Source organism: Chroococcidiopsis sp. CCNUC1, from assembly GCF_023546805.1.
Lineage (GTDB): Bacteria > Cyanobacteriota > Cyanobacteriia > Cyanobacteriales > Chroococcidiopsidaceae > Chroococcidiopsis > Chroococcidiopsis thermalis.
In genome coordinates this window covers 3,479,636-3,496,970 of record NZ_CP097480.1, presented here as the reverse complement: position 1 = coordinate 3,496,970, position 17,335 = coordinate 3,479,636, and the positions used below count along the sequence as shown (strand labels likewise).

14 protein-coding genes and 1 riboswitch are annotated in these 17,335 nt (G+C 44.8%); of the genes, 1 reads left to right on the top strand and 13 read right to left on the bottom strand.

Annotated features, from left to right (window positions below):
• Positions 1-239: 239 nt before the first annotated feature.
• The 13 genes from M5J74_RS16330 to M5J74_RS16270 all read right to left on the bottom strand — a co-directional run bounded on the left by M5J74_RS16330 (position 240) and on the right by M5J74_RS16270 (position 16,394).
• Positions 240-1,415, bottom strand: a complete 1,176-nt coding sequence (locus M5J74_RS16330; protein ID WP_250012446.1) for a 3-dehydroquinate synthase — start codon at positions 1,413-1,415, stop codon at positions 240-242.
• 97 nt (positions 1,416-1,512) lie between these two features.
• Entirely contained in the window at positions 1,513-2,214 is a 702-nt protein-coding gene (locus M5J74_RS16325; protein WP_250012444.1) for a DsbA family oxidoreductase, read from the bottom strand.
• Between the two features lie 82 nt (positions 2,215-2,296).
• Positions 2,297-3,139: a bifunctional chorismate mutase/prephenate dehydrogenase gene (gene tyrA / locus M5J74_RS16320; RefSeq protein ID WP_250012435.1), complete on the bottom strand. Its 843-nt coding sequence runs from the start codon at positions 3,137-3,139 to the stop codon at positions 2,297-2,299.
• Between the two features lie 92 nt (positions 3,140-3,231).
• Complete coding sequence (gene eboC / locus M5J74_RS16315) at positions 3,232-4,143, bottom strand: UbiA-like protein EboC (protein WP_106547614.1); 912 nt, start codon at positions 4,141-4,143, stop codon at positions 3,232-3,234.
• Between the two features lie 146 nt (positions 4,144-4,289).
• Positions 4,290-5,231, bottom strand: a complete 942-nt coding sequence (locus M5J74_RS16310; RefSeq protein WP_106167512.1) for a TatD family hydrolase — start codon at positions 5,229-5,231, stop codon at positions 4,290-4,292.
• 53 nt (positions 5,232-5,284) lie between these two features.
• Positions 5,285-5,983 (bottom strand): EboA family metabolite traffic protein, encoded by a 699-nt coding sequence (locus tag M5J74_RS16305; RefSeq protein WP_106167511.1) that lies wholly within the window; start codon positions 5,981-5,983, stop codon positions 5,285-5,287.
• A 189-nt stretch (positions 5,984-6,172) separates the two neighbouring features.
• Entirely contained in the window at positions 6,173-7,333 is a 1,161-nt protein-coding gene (scyF, locus tag M5J74_RS16300; RefSeq protein ID WP_015155134.1) for a scytonemin biosynthesis PEP-CTERM protein ScyF, read from the bottom strand.
• 32 nt (positions 7,334-7,365) lie between these two features.
• Entirely contained in the window at positions 7,366-8,868 is a 1,503-nt protein-coding gene (locus M5J74_RS16295; RefSeq protein ID WP_250012433.1) for a ScyD/ScyE family protein, read from the bottom strand.
• A gap of 115 nt (positions 8,869-8,983) precedes the next feature.
• Positions 8,984-9,934, bottom strand: a complete 951-nt coding sequence (gene scyC / locus M5J74_RS16290; RefSeq protein WP_250012426.1) for a scytonemin biosynthesis cyclase/decarboxylase ScyC — start codon at positions 9,932-9,934, stop codon at positions 8,984-8,986.
• A 106-nt stretch (positions 9,935-10,040) separates the two neighbouring features.
• On the bottom strand, positions 10,041-11,093 hold the full coding sequence (scyB, locus tag M5J74_RS16285; RefSeq protein ID WP_015155131.1) for a tryptophan dehydrogenase ScyB: 1,053 nt from the start codon (positions 11,091-11,093) through the stop codon (positions 10,041-10,043).
• Between the two features lie 94 nt (positions 11,094-11,187).
• Positions 11,188-13,092 carry a scytonemin biosynthesis protein ScyA gene (scyA, locus tag M5J74_RS16280; protein WP_015155130.1) on the bottom strand — a complete coding sequence of 635 codons (1,905 nt, stop codon included), beginning with the start codon at positions 13,090-13,092 and terminating at the stop codon, positions 11,188-11,190.
• A gap of 379 nt (positions 13,093-13,471) precedes the next feature.
• Complete coding sequence (locus M5J74_RS16275) at positions 13,472-14,296, bottom strand: DNA-binding response regulator (RefSeq protein ID WP_041462494.1); 825 nt, start codon at positions 14,294-14,296, stop codon at positions 13,472-13,474.
• An 853-nt stretch (positions 14,297-15,149) separates the two neighbouring features.
• Positions 15,150-16,394, bottom strand: coding sequence for a tyrosinase family protein (locus M5J74_RS16270; RefSeq protein ID WP_250012424.1), 1,245 nt, complete (start codon positions 16,392-16,394; stop codon positions 15,150-15,152).
• A gap of 332 nt (positions 16,395-16,726) precedes the next feature.
• Positions 16,727-16,816: riboswitch (Glutamine riboswitch) on the top strand.
• Positions 16,817-16,878: 62 nt separating this feature from the next.
• Between M5J74_RS16270 and M5J74_RS16265 the strand changes: the two genes are divergently transcribed.
• On the top strand, positions 16,879-17,313 hold the full coding sequence (locus tag M5J74_RS16265) for a DUF4278 domain-containing protein (RefSeq protein ID WP_106217888.1): 435 nt from the start codon (positions 16,879-16,881) through the stop codon (positions 17,311-17,313).
• Positions 17,314-17,335: the final 22 nt, after the last annotated feature.

Genomic DNA, 17,335 nt, shown 5'->3' with positions numbered 1-17,335 from the left:
TCTTGTTCCCCCCTTTCCAAGGGGGGCTAGGGGGATCTCTTCGCAAATACCATAGTTTTCCGATCCTCCAACCCCCTTAAAAAGGGGGCTATAAAAAAGTCGCACATGGGGTTAGTTGGTAATTGGTTGCTCCCTTGTCTCCCTTGTCTCCCTTGTCTCCCCCCTCTCCCTTGTCTCCCCCCTCTCCCTTGTCTCCCCCCTCTCCCTTGTCTCCCTTGTCTCCCTTGTCTCCCTGCTCCCTACTCCCTACTTCTGTCAGCTAAAATTGCGATCGCTTCCCCGTACAACAGCGGATCGACTTCGTGAACTTCAATTCCCTGTCCAAGCGCTTGTAGTAACATCAGAGTTAACTCGCCGCCCAAATGCTCTCGAAACTCGGTGAGTCCCTGAAATAAGCAGTCTTGTCTCATTTGGGGGACGTATAAGGCAAAGCCTAGCGCCTCCAGAAGATCGAGTATCTGTTGCCACTCACCGCGCGAAAGTAGCCCTAGTAGATAAGAATAGGTGCTGTCCAATGCGATGCCGATCGCGACTGCTTCCCCGTGGCGCAAGCTGTAGTCAGTCAATTGCTCTAGTTTGTGCGCAGCCCAATGACCGAAATCTAGAGGACGGGACGAACCCATTTCAAATGGATCGCCACTGTTAGCTATATGTTCTAGATGCAACTGAGCGCAACGATAAATTAGTTGTTGCATGGCATCCATGTCTCGCCGCACCAACGCAGGAACAGAGCTAGCGATCGCGTCAAAGAAGCTTGCGTCTTTGATTAAAGCAACCTTGATTGCTTCGGCAATCCCCGATCGCCAATCGCGATCGTCCAAGCTGTAGAGAAAGTCGCAGTCATTTAAAACAGCATAGGGAGGCGCAAACGTGCCGAGAAAGTTTTTCTTGCCAAAGGCATTAATCCCATTTTTAACCCCTACACCAGAATCGTTTTGAGCTAATACGGTTGTCGGGACTCGGATGAGACGAATGCCTCGGTGAGCGGTTGCGGCTGCATATCCTGCCATATCCAATACAGCACCACCACCGATTGCCAATACATAAGAGTGACGACATAAGCCAGTTTGGTGAATTAGCTGTTGAATTTGTTCAATTGCCTGAGGATCGTTTTTGGTAGCTTCTCCACCAGCAACGACTTTCACAGCAGCTAGCTGGAATGCATGGTTATATCGCCGAGCATAAGTAGATAGTTGGGCAATCAGATCTTGATGCTGAGATACTAATCCCGCATCGACGATCGCAATTGCTTGTTTAGGACTATTTTCACTAGCTGTCATCACCCGTGCTAACAACGGATTATCTAATTGAAACAATCCTTTAGTGAAATGCACTTGATAGCGAAAGGTAACAGATACACGTTGATGAATTGGTTGCAGACTGTAATTAGTCTGACGCTGAATTTCGAGAATCATGTGAGGAGTGAGGTGTAGTGCGTAGTGCGTGGTGCGTGGGGAATTAGTAATTAGTAATTAGTCATTGGTCATTGGTAGTTGCTCCCGAGCGATATCTTCACCGACTCCCGACTCCCGACTCCCGTACGGGCGCACAGCTGTGCGCCCCTACAACTTCCGACAAATTACTTTTTTCCATTAATGCAGCGCGAGTCATGGCTTGTTTGAATACTTCGACTGAGTGAGAACCGTCAACTCTGACTTTGTTGTTAAAGATGAATAATGGCACGCTGGTAATTCCATTTAGCCGCGCAAATGTTGACTCAGCAATAACTGAGTTAACTAACGCATGACTGCCTAAAAAATTACGCAGCTTATGTGTATTTACGCCAACAGCATCGCCTATAGAAATCAAAGTGTCTCGATCGCCAAGATTGAGGTTACGTTCAAAATAAGCTTGATAAATTGCTTCAACTAAAGTTGTTTTGAGATCTTCGGGCGTTAAAGCAACTAATTGATGAGCAAGAGTTGTGTTAACAGCCAAAGATATCTGATTAAAATCTAGCTTAACTCCTGCTCTCTCACCTACTTGACGAGTGCGATCGAACATTTGCTGTAGTGCTACTGCTTCGATTCCTTTTCTTGCCTGCATAAAGCTACGAAACTCATATCCTTCTGGCGGAATGGAGTTATCTAATAAGAATGGATGCCAGCGGATGCGAACAGCTTCACCATGCCATTGAGCGATCGCATCAAATAAGTGTTTTTTGCCAATCCAGCACCAAGGGCAAGCAAAATCATGAAAAATATCAATAAGCATAGGGGTAATGGGCAATTGGTAATTTGTAAGTCGTAAGTCGGAATTAATCGATTGCTTTGTAGAGACTTTACATGTAACGTCTCTACAACTGAGTAGCCGCGATCGCGTATTCTTTCTGTTTGGTGGAAGCTAAATTTTCTTGAGTCAAAAAGCTTTGGGCAATTTCAAATTCTCGGATTAATGCCGAACGGTCTTTTTGAAGAATAAGTTCTGCTAAACGGCTGTAGGTTTGTGCTAATCTCGCGATCGCTTCACATCTTTCTTCTGTGGCTAGCATAATATCTACGCATAAAGCTGGATTTTGCGCGAATAAGCGATTAACAATCTCAATTTCTTGCCGATAACTAGGAGTTGACATTAATAAGCTTCGATCGATATCGGTATTTTCTGCTGACAAGAACGCACCGCAACAAAATCGAGAAAAGTGTCGCGTTGCTTGGATCGTTACCATAATGCGATCGTGTTCTTCAGGTGTGCAGCTAATTAATTCGCCACCGCGATCGGCAATAAAATCTAATAACCACTGAAATATTTCCTCGTTCCGCCCAGAACAAATAACGACTTTTTGTCCAGCAAACGATTTAACGCTAGGACCAAACATCGGATGCAATCCCATCACGGCTCCGGCATGACTCGCCAGCATTGCCTGTACGGGTTGAGCTTTAATACTTGTAATGTCAGCTAAAGCTGTAGTTGGCGACAGATACTTGGCTGCACGTTCGATAACAGCTACTGTCCGTTCGATGGGAACGCTAACTATGACAAGTTCTGCTTCACCCAGCAGTTGACTGGCTCGATCCCAGTCCTGGTTTCCCAAACTACTGACTTGATGTCCGGCTGTAGACAGCTGATGGGTAAAAAACTGACCCATTCTACCCCTTCCACCAATAATCGTTATTTTTCGAGATCTATTAAAATTTGTCATTGGTCATTAGTCATTGGTCATTTGTTATTGATTGACTGTTAATTGATAACTTTGTAGAGACGTTACATGTAACGTCTCTACACTGACCGACTTCATGTCACAGCAAATATTTGTGCGAGTGCGATCGAAATAGGTAAAAGACACAAAACGAATAAGCCATAAGGCAAACTGGCGAAACCAGCGGCAATCGTTGCATCGAGAATGACGAGCGATAGTATGCCCGATCGCACGGCATTACGGATCTGTTCTGGGGTGGGTTGGCTTACAGCTTGAATAACGGGTGGTAATAAGTAGCCTGTAAATAGAGCGATCGCGGGTAATGCTGTGAGGATGTGATAATTGGGCAGCAGCTCTAATCCGAATAGTGCGGTAATGACTGTAATAATTAGTAAAAGCGCGATCGTCGGAGTATTACCTTTAGCTCCATGCACTTCACCCTGGCTGAGGCTAGTAATTGCAGCAATGTAAAAAATCGGAATAAGTGCTAAAAACCAATATTCACCAACTATTGCAGGCACGGCACTCATACCGAGGAGGAGATTGCCACCACGACACAAACCCATATTCAGCGCCCCTACTAGAGCCTGATGTTTGCCTAAACTGTCATACACGACTGCCCCAACTGCAATGCAAATAGCCAAAATTGCACTTAGAAAAGAGACTTGAGCAGCCGCGACTATACCAACAAGTAACAGCACGCTAGCTAGTGTAGCCGCGCTTTGACGCGATGCTCTCCCACTAGGGATAGGTCTTTCGGGTCGCTCTTTATTATCTAGTTCGGCATCAAAAACATCATTAAACACGACTCCACCACCATACAAACCCGTAGTCGCTAACAGCAACCATCCGAGTGCCTCCAATTCTAAAGTTCCAGCTTGAATCACCATAAAGCCAGAAATCGCAAATCCAGCCAGAATATCTGCCCAAGCAGTGACAATATTAGCTGGACGCATCAACTGAAGATATGCCCAAAGGCGATAGGAATTTAAACTTGTGGCACTCATAAGGGGTGAGGAGTGAGGGGCGAGGGGTGAGGGTAAGAAAGGGACAAGCGAGACAAGGGAGCAGGTGCGCAGGTGAGAGACAACCAACAATTAGCAATTACCAATTACCAATTACCCACACCTGATAACTGATAACTGATAACTGTTTACTCGATCAAAATGCATTCTCTGCTCGATCTCACGGTTGGTTCTTGTCCGCGTAGCACTGAGTTACCGTTAAACATGTGTCGCTGATCGATCGCATCTGAAGCCAGCCAGTCTGTTTCTTGTATTTGTCCGCTTTGGCTATATGCAGCTAGGGCATTTTCGTAGCAAACTGCTCGAACGTAAGTCTCTGGAATTCCCCGTTCTCGCATCAGTTGGGCAGTTTTGGGCACGGCAAGCGGATCGCTAATGCCCCAGTCAGCACTGCTATCGACAATAATGCGATCGCAACCGTATTGCTTGACAATTTCCACCATACGTGCATTCCCCATTTTGGTTTGCGGGTAAATGGTAAAAGCTGCCCAGAATCCCCGATCTAAAACTTCCCGTACTGTCTCTTCATTGTTATGGTCGATAATGACCCGTGCTGGATCTAAGCCATGCTCGACGCAAGCATCCATACTACGGCTCGTTCCTGCTTTTTTGTTGCGATGGGGCGTATGAATTAACACCAGCATATCTAGTTCTTTCGCTAGTTCTAATTGCAGGCGAAAGTATTTGTCTTCGGCTGGGGTTTGGTCGTCATAACCAATTTCGCCAATTGCTACCACACCTTCTTTGCAAACGTACAGTGGTAACAACTCCATCACTGCCTCGGCTAGAGCTTCGTTATTAGCCTCTTTCGGATTGATGCCGATCGTGCAGTAATGTTGAATGCCAAACTGACTCGCGCGAAATCTTTCCCACCCTACCAAACTATTAAAATAATCCTGAAACGTGCCAACGTGGGTACGAGGTTGTCCCAACCAAAAGGCAGGTTCAATCGTCGCCACAATCCCTGACTCCCGCATAATTATGTAATCGTATGTAGTGCGAGCGGTCATGTGGATGTGAGGATCTATATAGAATTCGGAATTCGGAATTCGGAATTCGGAATTATTCATAATTTATACTCTTTTGTTGTTGCTCATTGGTCATTAGATATTAGTTTTGACTTTTAGCTTTTGACTTTTGACTTTTTCACTAATTCCCACAATTCGGGAGATACCGAGCGGTTAGCGGCTTGGCGTTCGCTGGCATAATCGACTAACATCTTGGCTAGTTCTGGATTGGCACGGCGATCGAGTCCTTGAATTAAATGCAGTGGACTACCAACAAATAATGCTTTCAATATCATTTGATTCCAAGCAAGATTGTCAAAATACTCGGCTGGATATGGATTTTGTAAGGCTACAGCATTAAATACATCAGTCATGTTGCTGCGTACTCCCTCAGCCGCCCGCGCTTTCAATCGCTCTGGGTAAGATAGCAATGGTAGAGCTTGGTAGAGTGCGACTAACTCCCCTATATCAGCAGCAGTAAAGACTTGCTCTAACGTTTGCAAGTATTGTGACTCGTCATGCTGTGGTAGAGCTAGGACTAGGAGTATCCGCGCAGCTCGCTCTACACTCCAATCGATCGGAAACCAACCTTTTCGGGCGATCGCAGCTGCTTGCAAGTCAGATGGCGTTAACTGCAAGCTGTTTTTGCCCGTATAGCGCGGCGTAGCACTAAAAGCTGTAAAAAATACTTTTACAGCCGCTCCTTGAGCAATTTGCGATCGCTTTTCCTCCAACCAATTCAAACCCGCGCGATCGACATTCCGCTCCAACCAACTATGAATTAAATCAGTGATGCTAACTTGTGTTGTAGTCATTGGTAGTTGGTAGTTGGTAATTGGTCATTGGCGATCGGTATTTGTAGGGGCGGGTTCACCAACAATCTCTACTTTTATTTCAAGATCTCGTCAAACCCGCCCTAACACCGCGACAATACGATTGTTCAGATGAATTTGATATTAATTAGTAATTGTTAATGGCTGATAATTGCCATTACCAATTCCCCATCACCCATTACCCATTACCTTTTTCAACTTGACCGCAGCAACGCCAGCACCTAAAACAGCTACACCCAAAAATGCAGAAGGTTCGGGAACTTCAGCAGATGATGAGGAGCTATCTACAACATCTAACACTTGAACGCGACCTTGGAAAAAGTCGCCAACATAAAGCTTGCCATCTTTCAAGTCCGAACCTGCCGTCCAGTTAAACTTACCAGGTTCGAGATCTAAGGGATCGCCATAGGGAGAGGGTGCGCCTAACGATAAAGGTGGTACGACATTGCCATTTGCATCGCGGGCAGGTTCGCCAAATGCACTTAGAAAGTTACCATTTTTATCGAATACTTGAACGCGACTATTGATAGAATCCGTCACGTAGAGATTATCTTTCTCGTCCACTTCAACATCGATTGGCTGATTGAATTCTCCCTCTCCAGTGCCTTCTTTGCCAAAAGTAAGCAGCGCGTCACCTTCTGGGCTAACGACTTGAATGCGGTTGTTGAACTGATCGGTCACAACTAAATTTCCATCAGACCTGACTGCTATGCCTGACGGTCCTTGAAATTGTCCAGGTGTAGTTCCACTGCTGCCAATAGAACCAGTAACCTCGCCACTTGATGAATTAAATTTCAAGATGCGATCGCTACTATAATCACCCACGTATCCATTGCCTTTATTATCGAATACAATGCCCGATGGTCCAAAGAAAGGTCTGCCTTCAATAAGTCCGCTAAATTGACCTTGAGCAATGGAATTGACATAGTTGCCTTGCGGATCGAAGACGTTAATCCGGTTGTTGTTAACATCACCCGCATACAAATTCCCAGTATTTGGTTCAAAGGCGATCGCTGATTGTCCGTCAGATTGCCCAGGTCCGCTACCCGTACCGCCAATGCCTTGAAGATAATTACCTTGGGAATCGAAAACTTGGATTTGATCGGTTACGTCATTAGCTACGAAAACATTTCCTGTTTCTTCCTGTACTGCTACGCCTTGGGGAATGGCAAGCGTACCTGGAGTGAATGGAGTTTCTCCTGCGGCAAAGTTGGCTGGTCTACCGATATCACCCTCATATTCTAAGGTAATGGAAGCGTTAGCTTGGGTTGTGGTGGCGATGACACATCCAGCAGTAGCGATCGCGATCGAGAAATTTCTGAATAAACTCATTTGCCTGTCTCCTCTTGGTATGGTTACGCGATCTAAATCGAGGACTGAGATAAGGTTTGTGCTGGTTCTGGCGCGTTCGCGAAGCTTGCGCGAAGCGCATTCGCTTCTCGATCTTGTTGCTGTTTGCGTTTGAACCACGTACCACCACCCATAACTCCAAACAAGAGTAAGCCCAAAATAGATGAAGGTTCGGGAACGGCTGCCGCAGACCCGACACCATCAACTCGTACGAGTTCCCCCGTACCTGGTCCAACCCCATTGTTAACGACATAGATCTCACCATCAGGACCAATATTCAGACCCGCAGCCGAGGCAAGTCCTTCACCCGCAGCTACAAGAGTCGTGCGCGTACCATCAGGAGCAAGTTTGATTAGAGACCCTGGTAGGTCTTGTAAGCTCTGACCACCACCTTTCCACTGGGCTTCATCAGCAAATTGCAACACCAGTAAATTACCGTCTCGATCGAATTTGATATCGGTAATTTGCGTAAAACCATCAGCAAAAACCTCTGGCTCGCCATTCTCCCCGATCCGCCAAACTTTTGCTTTACCTTCGGGATATGGAAAGCCCGTGAGTTCGCCAGCATATACGGCTCCATCAGGACCGATATCTACACCTGTAACTACCGATTGAATATCTACCTGGCTTGGTATTTGCCCTGCTGGTGGTCCAGATGCCTCTTGCTCGGCTGGTACGCCAGGAATCGCATCTTGTCCTTGCTGTCCGGCTGGAGGTTGCTCTTGCCCCGCACCTGGAATAGATACATTTGGGGGAAATTCTGGATTTTCTAAGGTTTGCCCAGGAATTTTAGTTGCTTTAGTCTCGCCGCTATCAAGATTCACGTTCCAAATAACGTTAGCACCCCCATCACCGATATACGCAGTATTATCTTTAATCACAAAATCATAGGGATTGCTAATTACATCGCCGCCGTCGGGATTACTTGTAAGTTCGGCTTTCGACAAATCGGCAACCTCTGTTAAACTACCCGTGTTTAGATCTGTTTTGTACAATTTTCCCAAAGTAGTCGTGCCTAACACTTGGTCGGGCGCAACTGGAGGTGCAGCCTGCTGTTGCTGAGAAGGGAACTGGATGTTAGTAGAAAGAGCATTTAATTCTGCATCTCGGTTGGCTGGATTACCAGCAAAACCGGTCAGCAGATAAGCATTACCACTAGAATCAAAATTGAGTTCTTGCGGACCTGCACCTTGCTCTTTAGTTTGTTGTAAGGCTAAAGATTCAGTCCCGTCGATAACGCGACTTTGCGTTCCGTCAGGCGTAACTTTTGTGACTGAACCAGTGTTACCAGAACATATCAGCTCAAATTGGGTACTAGGAGACGGTTGACACACACCATCACCCCCTAATCCTGTCTCGCCTATGTAGGCATTACCGTCAGAGTCAAAACTAAGACCCCGTGCATTGTTGAGTCCATCAGCGAGTGTTGTTAATGACGCAGCTCTGGCGGCTTGCGGTCCAAAAACAAGGGCAATAGAAACAGTTATAAGTGCAATCGTAAGTTGTTTGAGCTTCATACTTTTGGCAACTAATTAGTAAATGAAGTGAAAAATTTTAATGCCCCTGATGAAGACACCGAATCCCTTTTCCTCAATTTAAAAACAAAACGCGATCGCGCCTTCTCGTATTCTTCTAAGCAGAAGGTAAAAGATAGCTCATCCCTCTGGCAAAGGTGTCAAAATTACCAGCTTTAGCTTCTAGAAAACGCTTAATATTCATACTTTCAGCGCCAAAGTCCTCTACTTTTAATTTACCGTGACGCGGAGCTTTGCCAATCTCCCAGAAACTAATGCGATGTTGGATACATCCACGGGCTTCTGAGTTACCAAAGGCATAGGCACAAGGAATCAGAATCACAGGACTGCGCTGAATAAAATTGTATTCAGGATAAAAATAATCCTGTTCTACAAGGTAGTAATTCTTGAGATCGTGGGTGCGAAATGTAACTTTTACTTTCTGGTTATATTCATCTAAGAATTCACCAGATTCGCTACTGATTTCACCATTCGCTCGGAGTAGATGCGCCCATTCATCTAAATTACGTAAATCTCGTAAGTAGGCGATCGCAGTATCAAGCGGCGCGTCAATGTAAATCGTATCAGTATCAATTTTGTAACGTCCTTGAGCTGCTTGAGTCTCGCCAGCATTGCGTTCCAAAATTGCCTTGAGCGATCGACATTCAGATGTATGAACTGTATGAATTCCCTCCATAATCATTGGAGTTCGGCGCGCTGGATCGACAAAACTCAACCAGTGAAAATAAACTCCTTTCTCATCTGTTCCTGGCTCTACATATTCGGGTGGAAATAATAGAACAGGATACACTTGAAAGTATTTTTGGTACTCAAAGCCACAGTGCCATTCTATACCGAAAAAAAGCGGATTTTCAATCTTTCTAACGTGGTAGAAAAGATCTCGTTGATAGCCAGAAGCAGTTCCTCGCCAGGTATTCTCATCGATCTGTTCGATCATCCGGCTAAAAAGAGTCCATTCATCCAGATTCTTTAAACTACAAAGATAGTCAAAAGCTATCTCTGGTGAAGTCGCAATATAAGCTGACGTAGCAAACGTATTTTTTTCCATCCGAATTGAGAATTACTAATTGGTTATTTGTCATTTGTCAGTAGCATGTAGATACTGATAACTTTATAAAGACGTTACATGTAACGTCTTTACACTGAGAACTGATTTACGCCGCGATCGCAAGTTTTCTTGCTTTTAATATCCGTTCTTCTGCAAGACGCTTAGAAGCATCTTGAGTTGTGATATTTTCTGCTTTTGACTTGGTGAAAATTTCTAGCAAAGTATCGTAGATGCTATGAATTTGTTTTAAGTAACTTGCCTCATCTGAAAATGTAAGTTCGTGGTAAACATTAATTAAGCCGCCAGAATTAATTACATAATCGGGACAGTAAATAATTCCTTTTGATTTCAGCATTGCGCTGTGAATGTTCTCATCTTGCAGTTGATTATTAGCACAGCCTGCAATAATAGAAGCTTGGATTAAGGGAATTGTCTCGCTATTAAGAATTGCTCCCATTGCACAAGGAGCAAAAATATCAACGTCGAGTGAATATATGTCTTCAGGTTCTACAACTTTTGCCCCATAGAGTTGCTTAATTTCCTCTGCTCTATTGTGATTTAGATCCGTGACAAAAAGTTTTACCCCACGCCGATGTAAATAATCACACAGTTTTCCGCCAACATTTCCTAATCCTTGAACGGCAACTCGCAGTCCGTTCAAATCTTGTTTGTTGAACTGAAAGAAAACAGCAGCTTGAATTCCTAAAAACACTCCTAAAGCTGTTGCTGGGGCTGGACCACCAGCTTTTCCCGTTAATCCAACAACATATCTAGTTTCGCGCCGCATCTCCTGCACGTCTTCAGGACAAATATTCACATCTTGACCTGTAATAAAACGTCCTTGAAGACTATCGACAAAACGCCCATATGCCCTGAGCATTTTGTCTGTCTTCTGGTCGGGATTGGCAATAATTACTGCCTTGCCACCACCTACTGGAATATTGGCACAAGCAGCCTTGTAGGTCATACCGCGACTCAAACGCAGAACATCTTGTAAAGCATCTTCTTCACTAGCATAAGGAAATAGCCGAGTTGCGCCCATCGCTCGTCCCAAACTCGTGTCGTGGAGAGCAATTATGGCTTTAAAATTCAGTTCTTTATCTTGAAAAAACAGGACTTGCTCGTGTCCCATTTCTTTAACGGTCTCAAACAGCTTCACGCATCTATCCTCAAATTTAGGGCTGGGGACAATTCAAGTCGCAAGTCGCAAGTCGCAATTAACTAGCTACTAGCCACTAGCCACTCACTATTCACTATTCGCTAATCATGGGGAATGAAACTTGTTCTTTAGCAGTTGATTTAACTCCTTGCGCTTGCAGGCTCTTGTTACGTCCGCCGGAAGGCGCGAGTCGCGAAGGGTCGATGATGACATCGACGACAAAAGGAAGAGGAGAATCGATCGCGCATTGTAATGCTGCTTCAAGCTCAGACTCTTTTTCGATGCGAATGCCATCAGCTCTCATCCCGCGGGCGATCGCCACAAAATCGACTTGGGGAATCGTTGCATCTGCACCTTGCAGTTTCAACATCTTCATCCCCTGTTCGCACATGTTGTACCGTCCGTCATTCAGCACGATCCAGATAGCAGGAATTTGATACTTGACGGCAGTGTTCAACTCGTTATTCATCAGCATTGAACCGTCTCCAGTGATGGCAACGGCTTTACTCTTACGTCCTATAGCTATACCAATCACACCTGCGACCATATGTCCCATCGAACCAACTCCGGTGCTGACTCGATAGCGATTTGGTTTGTCAATTCGCAACATGTGCGTTGCCCAAGTAAACGAATTCCCAGACTCAGCCGCGATCGCCGCATTGCTACCTTCAACCATCACCTTTTGAATTGCTGCCATCAAGACTTCAGGTCTAATTAAATCGCTAGTTGCAGTGGTAATTGTTTCTGGTTCCGGGTGGGGTAGCGTTCTATTTGCGCGACTTTTCAGAGTTGCAAAGCTTTGCGTCTTATCCATGTACTTGAGCAGCGATCGCAAAAATGCACCGATATCGGCTTGAACTGGTACTGTTTCAGCTGCTGGATAAGCAACTCCTGGAACTACTGGATCGATGTCTACATGAATAAATCCTCTCGCAGGAACCATCGTCGGATTCCAAAATGAAGTGGGTTCTCCCAATCGCGTTCCCAGTACTAAAGTTCGCAATGGTGGAGATTCTTGCATGTACTTCAGAACTGAGGTATGACCACCTAAGCCTGTAACGCCAACAAACTGTGGATGGTCTTCAGGAAAGATTCCTTTCCCACGGGGAGAACACATCACTGCGGCTCCGGTACGTTCGGCTAGCTGATAAATCTCTTCAGCAGCATTTCTCGCGCCAAAACCCACCCAGATCGCAAAAGGTGCTTCGGTTAAAAGTTGCACGCAATGGGCGATCGTTTCCTCACTGGGGGTTATGAGAGCGTGGGAAAGGTCTAACTGAGGCAGTGGTATGCTCAGACTGCTAGTTTGTACGCCTGTCGGAATACTCAAATGAGCGACAAAACCGCCAGATTGTGACAGTCCGAGGGCAAGTTGGCGGGAAATTTGCGGTAATTGCTCGGCACACTCAAGTGTAATCGCGTAGTCGAACAGCACTCCTGGGGTAAAAATTCCCGCTTGTGGCATGGTGTAGGTGCTAGTTTCTTGTATTGCCCAGCGTCCGCGCTGTGCGGCAGAGGTACAAGCTGAGATTAATATAACTTTTGCTCCTTCTCCCCGCCCTGCTAGCAATCCCGTTAGCGAGTTTGTTAGTCCCGGTCCGGCAGTGGTAAAGACAACAACGGGGCGATCGCTAGCAAAACATGCTTCTACAGCTGCAAAAGCCGCTCCTCCTTCGTGACGGCAGTGAATCACCTGGATGCTGCTATTAGACAAAGCACCCCAAATGGTTGCCATTGCACCTCCAGCAACTCCAAAGGCATATTTGAAGCCTAAGTCTGCTAGCATCTGCGCGATCGCATCTGCAACTGAGGGCAACACAAGCATCTGAGTACTAGTATTGTTATCTCCCGGCTTGGCTGCGATGTTGCTGGAATCTTTGGAGTTGTAATACTTATAGCTAGGATCGAGAGACGATGCTGATTCGGCGCTACCAGTGTCTGGATGGAATGTGGTTTCTGAGTCGATAGAAGGAGATGAGCGAATGTGGTTGTCGGTCATTGCTGTTTGGGTGATAGGATTTTCAGCACGTTCCGATCGCGATCGAATCGTCAGAACGTAGAAACTCAAACCTGGAAAGAAATATTAGAGCTGAAATTTGTTTCTAACTTCCGTTGAGTTGGAATTGCTAGTCAATTTAGATTAGCAATTGCTAATTTGCAGTCAGTTTCGTGTAGATGACTTCCAAATTCAACGCCAAAAAATAAGCCACTTTTAAGAGTTATGGTTTAGCTAATTGTCAGTACTGCGATCGCCGATAGAATCAAAATTATAAAGTGAATTGGCGAGGTACTAACCGAAAAGCTTACATAACGCGGCATAGTGGTTCCAATGAGTAATTTTTTGATGCGCTTGCCATTTCTTTTGATTTAGCTTAGATTTAGCTCGCGGCAACGCGACAGCGGTGTTCGTTTCTCCAAGCTTGAGGACTCGTACCGTAAAACTGACGAAAGTAACGACTGAAATGGCAAACGTCTTGATAGCCAATGGTTTCAGCAATTTGACCGATAGTCTGCTCGGTTTTTTGCAGCAAGCAAATTGCTTGTGCCATTCGGCGTTCTACTAACCAGCGATGAACGCTCTTACCAGTTTGCTGTCTGACTAAATTAGTTAAATAAGCTGGAGAATAGCCCACAGCTTGTGCTATGTCACACAGAGTAATTGGTTGCCAGTAATTCTCTTCAATGAAGCGAAACACAGCTGCCATTTGAGAAGTTGCCGGAAAGATTGAGTGCAAAGCTGTAGAGTTTAAAGTTTCAGCAACCGCTGCTTTTGAAAGTGTCTGCCGATCGTTAGATGTATACCATTTCTGAATAGTCTCTCTCTTTTCCAGTTGGACGTTAATTGCTCTGAGTAATTCCTTTAAAGTACAAGGTTTAGTTAGATAATCATCTGCTCCTAACTCCATGCCTTTACGGATGTCATCTCGCGTTGTTCTACTAGTAACAAAGATGAACGGAATAACTGCTGTGGCAGGGTTTTTGCGGATGGCAGTTAGAACACCAAACCCATCGTATTCAGCTATTCTAGCAATGCCACACACGATTAGATCGGGTAATTGCTTTTGGACTTGTTGTATACCAACCGCACCATTTTCAGCACTAATGGCATGAAAACCTTTAGCCTCCAAACACTCTAAAAATAAATTGCGAGTTTGGACGCTCTCTTCTATCACCAGAATCTTTTTCACCATATCCTCTGCCATGAAAACGTTATTAACATGGGAAGGATTTATCTGAATGACACAGATCTGTCAAAAGCATTTTGCAACACTCTTGTCCTTCCATTGAATGCAAGAGTCGTTAAATTCGCTCGGTAATAACCTATTTAATTACAGTTTCAGAGCAGAGTAGCGTAGATACTACATATGTCCAATCCAATTTAGCAGACAAGCGTTTACTGTATTAAGTGTTACTCTAGAAAATACGTATTAAGCAACGGACTTAACACGGAAATACTTGAGAAAGCTGAACAAGTCACTAATCAAGAGCTTAACAGAGATTTTGTCTACCTGCGAAAGCCACTATGTGTAGTTTATGTCTGATTTATGTCTAACTTGTTTTTTTTTGATTCAGCCAGCAAATATTGATAAGTAATTACTATCAAAATGAAAATTCTTGTTTTTAATTAGAGAGTTGTTGTGCTGTATACGCAAATAATATAAACGCATATGCTCATGCTCGATCTTATGTAAATTAGTGCGATCGAACACACCTTTAGAAACCATACAATCTCATGCTTTTGATAGACGCGGGATTAAGAATACAGTAGCTATTGTGTTGTTTGTCGTTGATTTGCGTGTAATCTTATCTAAAGTCTCAGTCAGAGTTCGAGTAGCAAACAATCATTTCTAGAACGCCCGATCGCGTTTACTGTATTAAAAGTCACTCAGATTCAGCCCAGAAAAACCTAAGATTCAGCTCTTCACATCACGACAAAAACTAAGTGATGAAGACAAGTTAGGTATAAAAAAAATTGACTAGTTTAATAAAAAATTAATTTCAGCAGCGCTATTGATTTAACACTGCTGCCGATCGCACTCAAAACGATCGCCAAATCTAACTTCTACGACTTAATTGCTGGAACTGCAATCGCCAAGCGATCGTAGCAAAGATAGTCAGACTCAAGACAGCTATTCGAGAGCTAGATCTAGAATTTGTCATCTTCAACGTGTCGTATGCGTAGTCATACTTAGTTAAATCTAATGTGTCGGCTGGGGTAACGATATCATTTGCAGATACAGCAGGTAATAAAGATAGTTGATCTCCCGTCCCTTGATTGGCTGGGGTTGATTCACCTCCATCCCAGGGCCACATGCGATCGCTCAAATTTTCCCCATAATGACCACCTTGAGCGGGATAATATTGACTACCAGCATGACCGCTTTGCTGCCATTCCGCCCAGAGTCGATCCACATTAGCATGGATTAACCAAAATACCGGATCGTAAATCGAACTCGCAAGAGAAGCCATTGTCCCTAGAGGTTCGGGGCGACCTACACTAGGGTCGAAATTAGCTCCACCCACAAAGCTATGAAAATAATTATGCATAAATACTCCAGTCGTTGGTTGACCGGAGGGATTTAATTGAATGAACCCTTCGATCGCTTGGCGAAAAGTATCGTAGTCGTTTGCAGCCAGAATGCGATCGACATCTGCTTGAGGCACTGGGTAATTATTCGTTGGCGGAAGTTGCATGAAGCGCAGTAGCACTTCACCCATCGGTTGTCCATCAGGTGTAATGTGCAATTCTGGGTACAAATTCCAGCCATTGGCGGCGCTAAAAGTACCGGGAACTGCACCACCCGAAAAATTGCCTGCGTTTGGAATTGAGATTGTGACTCCTTCGCCGTTGCCACCCGCAAAGTCATCTGAGAAAATTGCTGCTAACGCTTGGGGGTTCGTCCAGTCCCAATAAGGAAGCGTGACGTTAGGATCGACCGATCGCAAAGCTGTTTCAAATCGCCAGATAAATTCGCGATGCCAAGGTAATAATATCGAGCTTTCGTGAGCGCCATCATGCCCAGCTGCTGGACCTTTAGCATTGTTTGACATTAGCCCCATTGCCGCGACGTGTTGGGCGACAAACTCGTCGTAAATGCTAATTTGATGCTCGGGTAAAGTGGTATTTTTTAGGGTTTTAATTGCCTGGATGAAGGCTGCTTTCTCTGTAGAAGTGAGGTCAATAATATTTTTTCTGACGGCTATATTGTCGTCAGCACTGACAGAACTTCCCGATCCGATCGAAATAGCAATTAAACTCACAGCCAATAAGAACGCGATCGCGCGGCGAAACATCTTCATAGTCTTACTTTTTCTTCTCTTGCATTGCTCATCTGCTGAGGCAGTCACTAGAAAAACTAAGTTAGAAGAAGCAAAACAGCAAAACAATGGATAATTTTTTGAAGTCCTGTCGATTCTTTTGTAATTACGTCGATAATCAAAAAGATAGGAATCTTAGGGTCAATCTTCACCGCTCGTCTCTGACTCCCACGGATATTTGAGCTGGGGCAGGCTAGCGCAAGCGATCAGAGTAAGGTGGGCAATGCCCACCTTACTAACAATGAAAATTCAATTAATTTTTATTAAAATTGCTGCTTTTTTTAGAAAACAGTAAAATAGAATACAGAAACAAAATCGTTCATCTCTACAATTTTTTCAAATTCTGTCTTCTGGCAGATGTGATGTGGAGACGGAAGTAGGGAGCCATCCCGAAGGAACGCGCCTCATTCTAGTCAAACTACTAAAAAAATTTGACCTAAAAAATTTGAACTATAGAGGCGAAGCCATGAAACTCTCATATCGCGGTGTCAGTTACGAACAAAATTCACCCCAAATAGAAACTATGGCAGGCGCAGCTGGCGGAACGTATCGCGGTGCAACCTGGAACCATCAATATCTCAGACATATTCCCGTACCGCAGCCCAAAGTTGACTTGAAGTATCGCGGCGTTGCTTATTCCACTGGCGATCCAATCGATGTAGAAGTTGTGCGGTTGCGGCGAGAATACACGCAAGTCAATGGAGCAACTGCGAATACGACAGCGATCGCTACTAAACAAAAGCCAGCTAAGAGCGATCGCCAGCAGGTGTTGCAAGAACTACACAGCACCCATCTAGATCACTTGCGTCGTAACTTAGAACGACGGCTGCAAATAGCTAGAGAAAAAGGTGACAACCACCTGATTCAATTACTCGAAGCTGAATCGAGACAGCTAGCATAAGCTCATTTGTCTCGGTCATTGG

Excerpts from the sequence above, each read along its gene's own strand:
- M5J74_RS16310 (WP_106167512.1), bottom strand. The coding sequence starts at position 5,231 with ATGAATAATTCCGAATTCCGAATTCCGAATTCCGAATTCTATATAGAT.
- M5J74_RS16330 (WP_250012446.1), bottom strand. The coding sequence starts at position 1,415 with ATGATTCTCGAAATTCAGCGTCAGACTAATTACAGTCTGCAACCAATT.
- scyF (WP_015155134.1), bottom strand. The coding sequence starts at position 7,333 with ATGAGTTTATTCAGAAATTTCTCGATCGCGATCGCTACTGCTGGATGT.
- M5J74_RS16305 (WP_106167511.1), bottom strand. The coding sequence starts at position 5,983 with ATGACTACAACACAAGTTAGCATCACTGATTTAATTCATAGTTGGTTG.
- eboC (WP_106547614.1), bottom strand. The coding sequence starts at position 4,143 with ATGAGTGCCACAAGTTTAAATTCCTATCGCCTTTGGGCATATCTTCAG.
- M5J74_RS16295 (WP_250012433.1), bottom strand. The coding sequence starts at position 8,868 with ATGAAGCTCAAACAACTTACGATTGCACTTATAACTGTTTCTATTGCC.
- M5J74_RS16325 (WP_250012444.1), bottom strand. The coding sequence starts at position 2,214 with ATGCTTATTGATATTTTTCATGATTTTGCTTGCCCTTGGTGCTGGATT.
- scyC (WP_250012426.1), bottom strand. The coding sequence starts at position 9,934 with ATGGAAAAAAATACGTTTGCTACGTCAGCTTATATTGCGACTTCACCA.
- M5J74_RS16275 (WP_041462494.1), bottom strand. The coding sequence starts at position 14,296 with ATGGCAGAGGATATGGTGAAAAAGATTCTGGTGATAGAAGAGAGCGTC.
- M5J74_RS16265 (WP_106217888.1), top strand. The coding sequence starts at position 16,879 with ATGAAACTCTCATATCGCGGTGTCAGTTACGAACAAAATTCACCCCAA.
- M5J74_RS16270 (WP_250012424.1), bottom strand. The coding sequence starts at position 16,394 with ATGAAGATGTTTCGCCGCGCGATCGCGTTCTTATTGGCTGTGAGTTTA.
- scyA (WP_015155130.1), bottom strand. The coding sequence starts at position 13,092 with ATGACCGACAACCACATTCGCTCATCTCCTTCTATCGACTCAGAAACC.
- tyrA (WP_250012435.1), bottom strand. The coding sequence starts at position 3,139 with ATGACAAATTTTAATAGATCTCGAAAAATAACGATTATTGGTGGAAGG.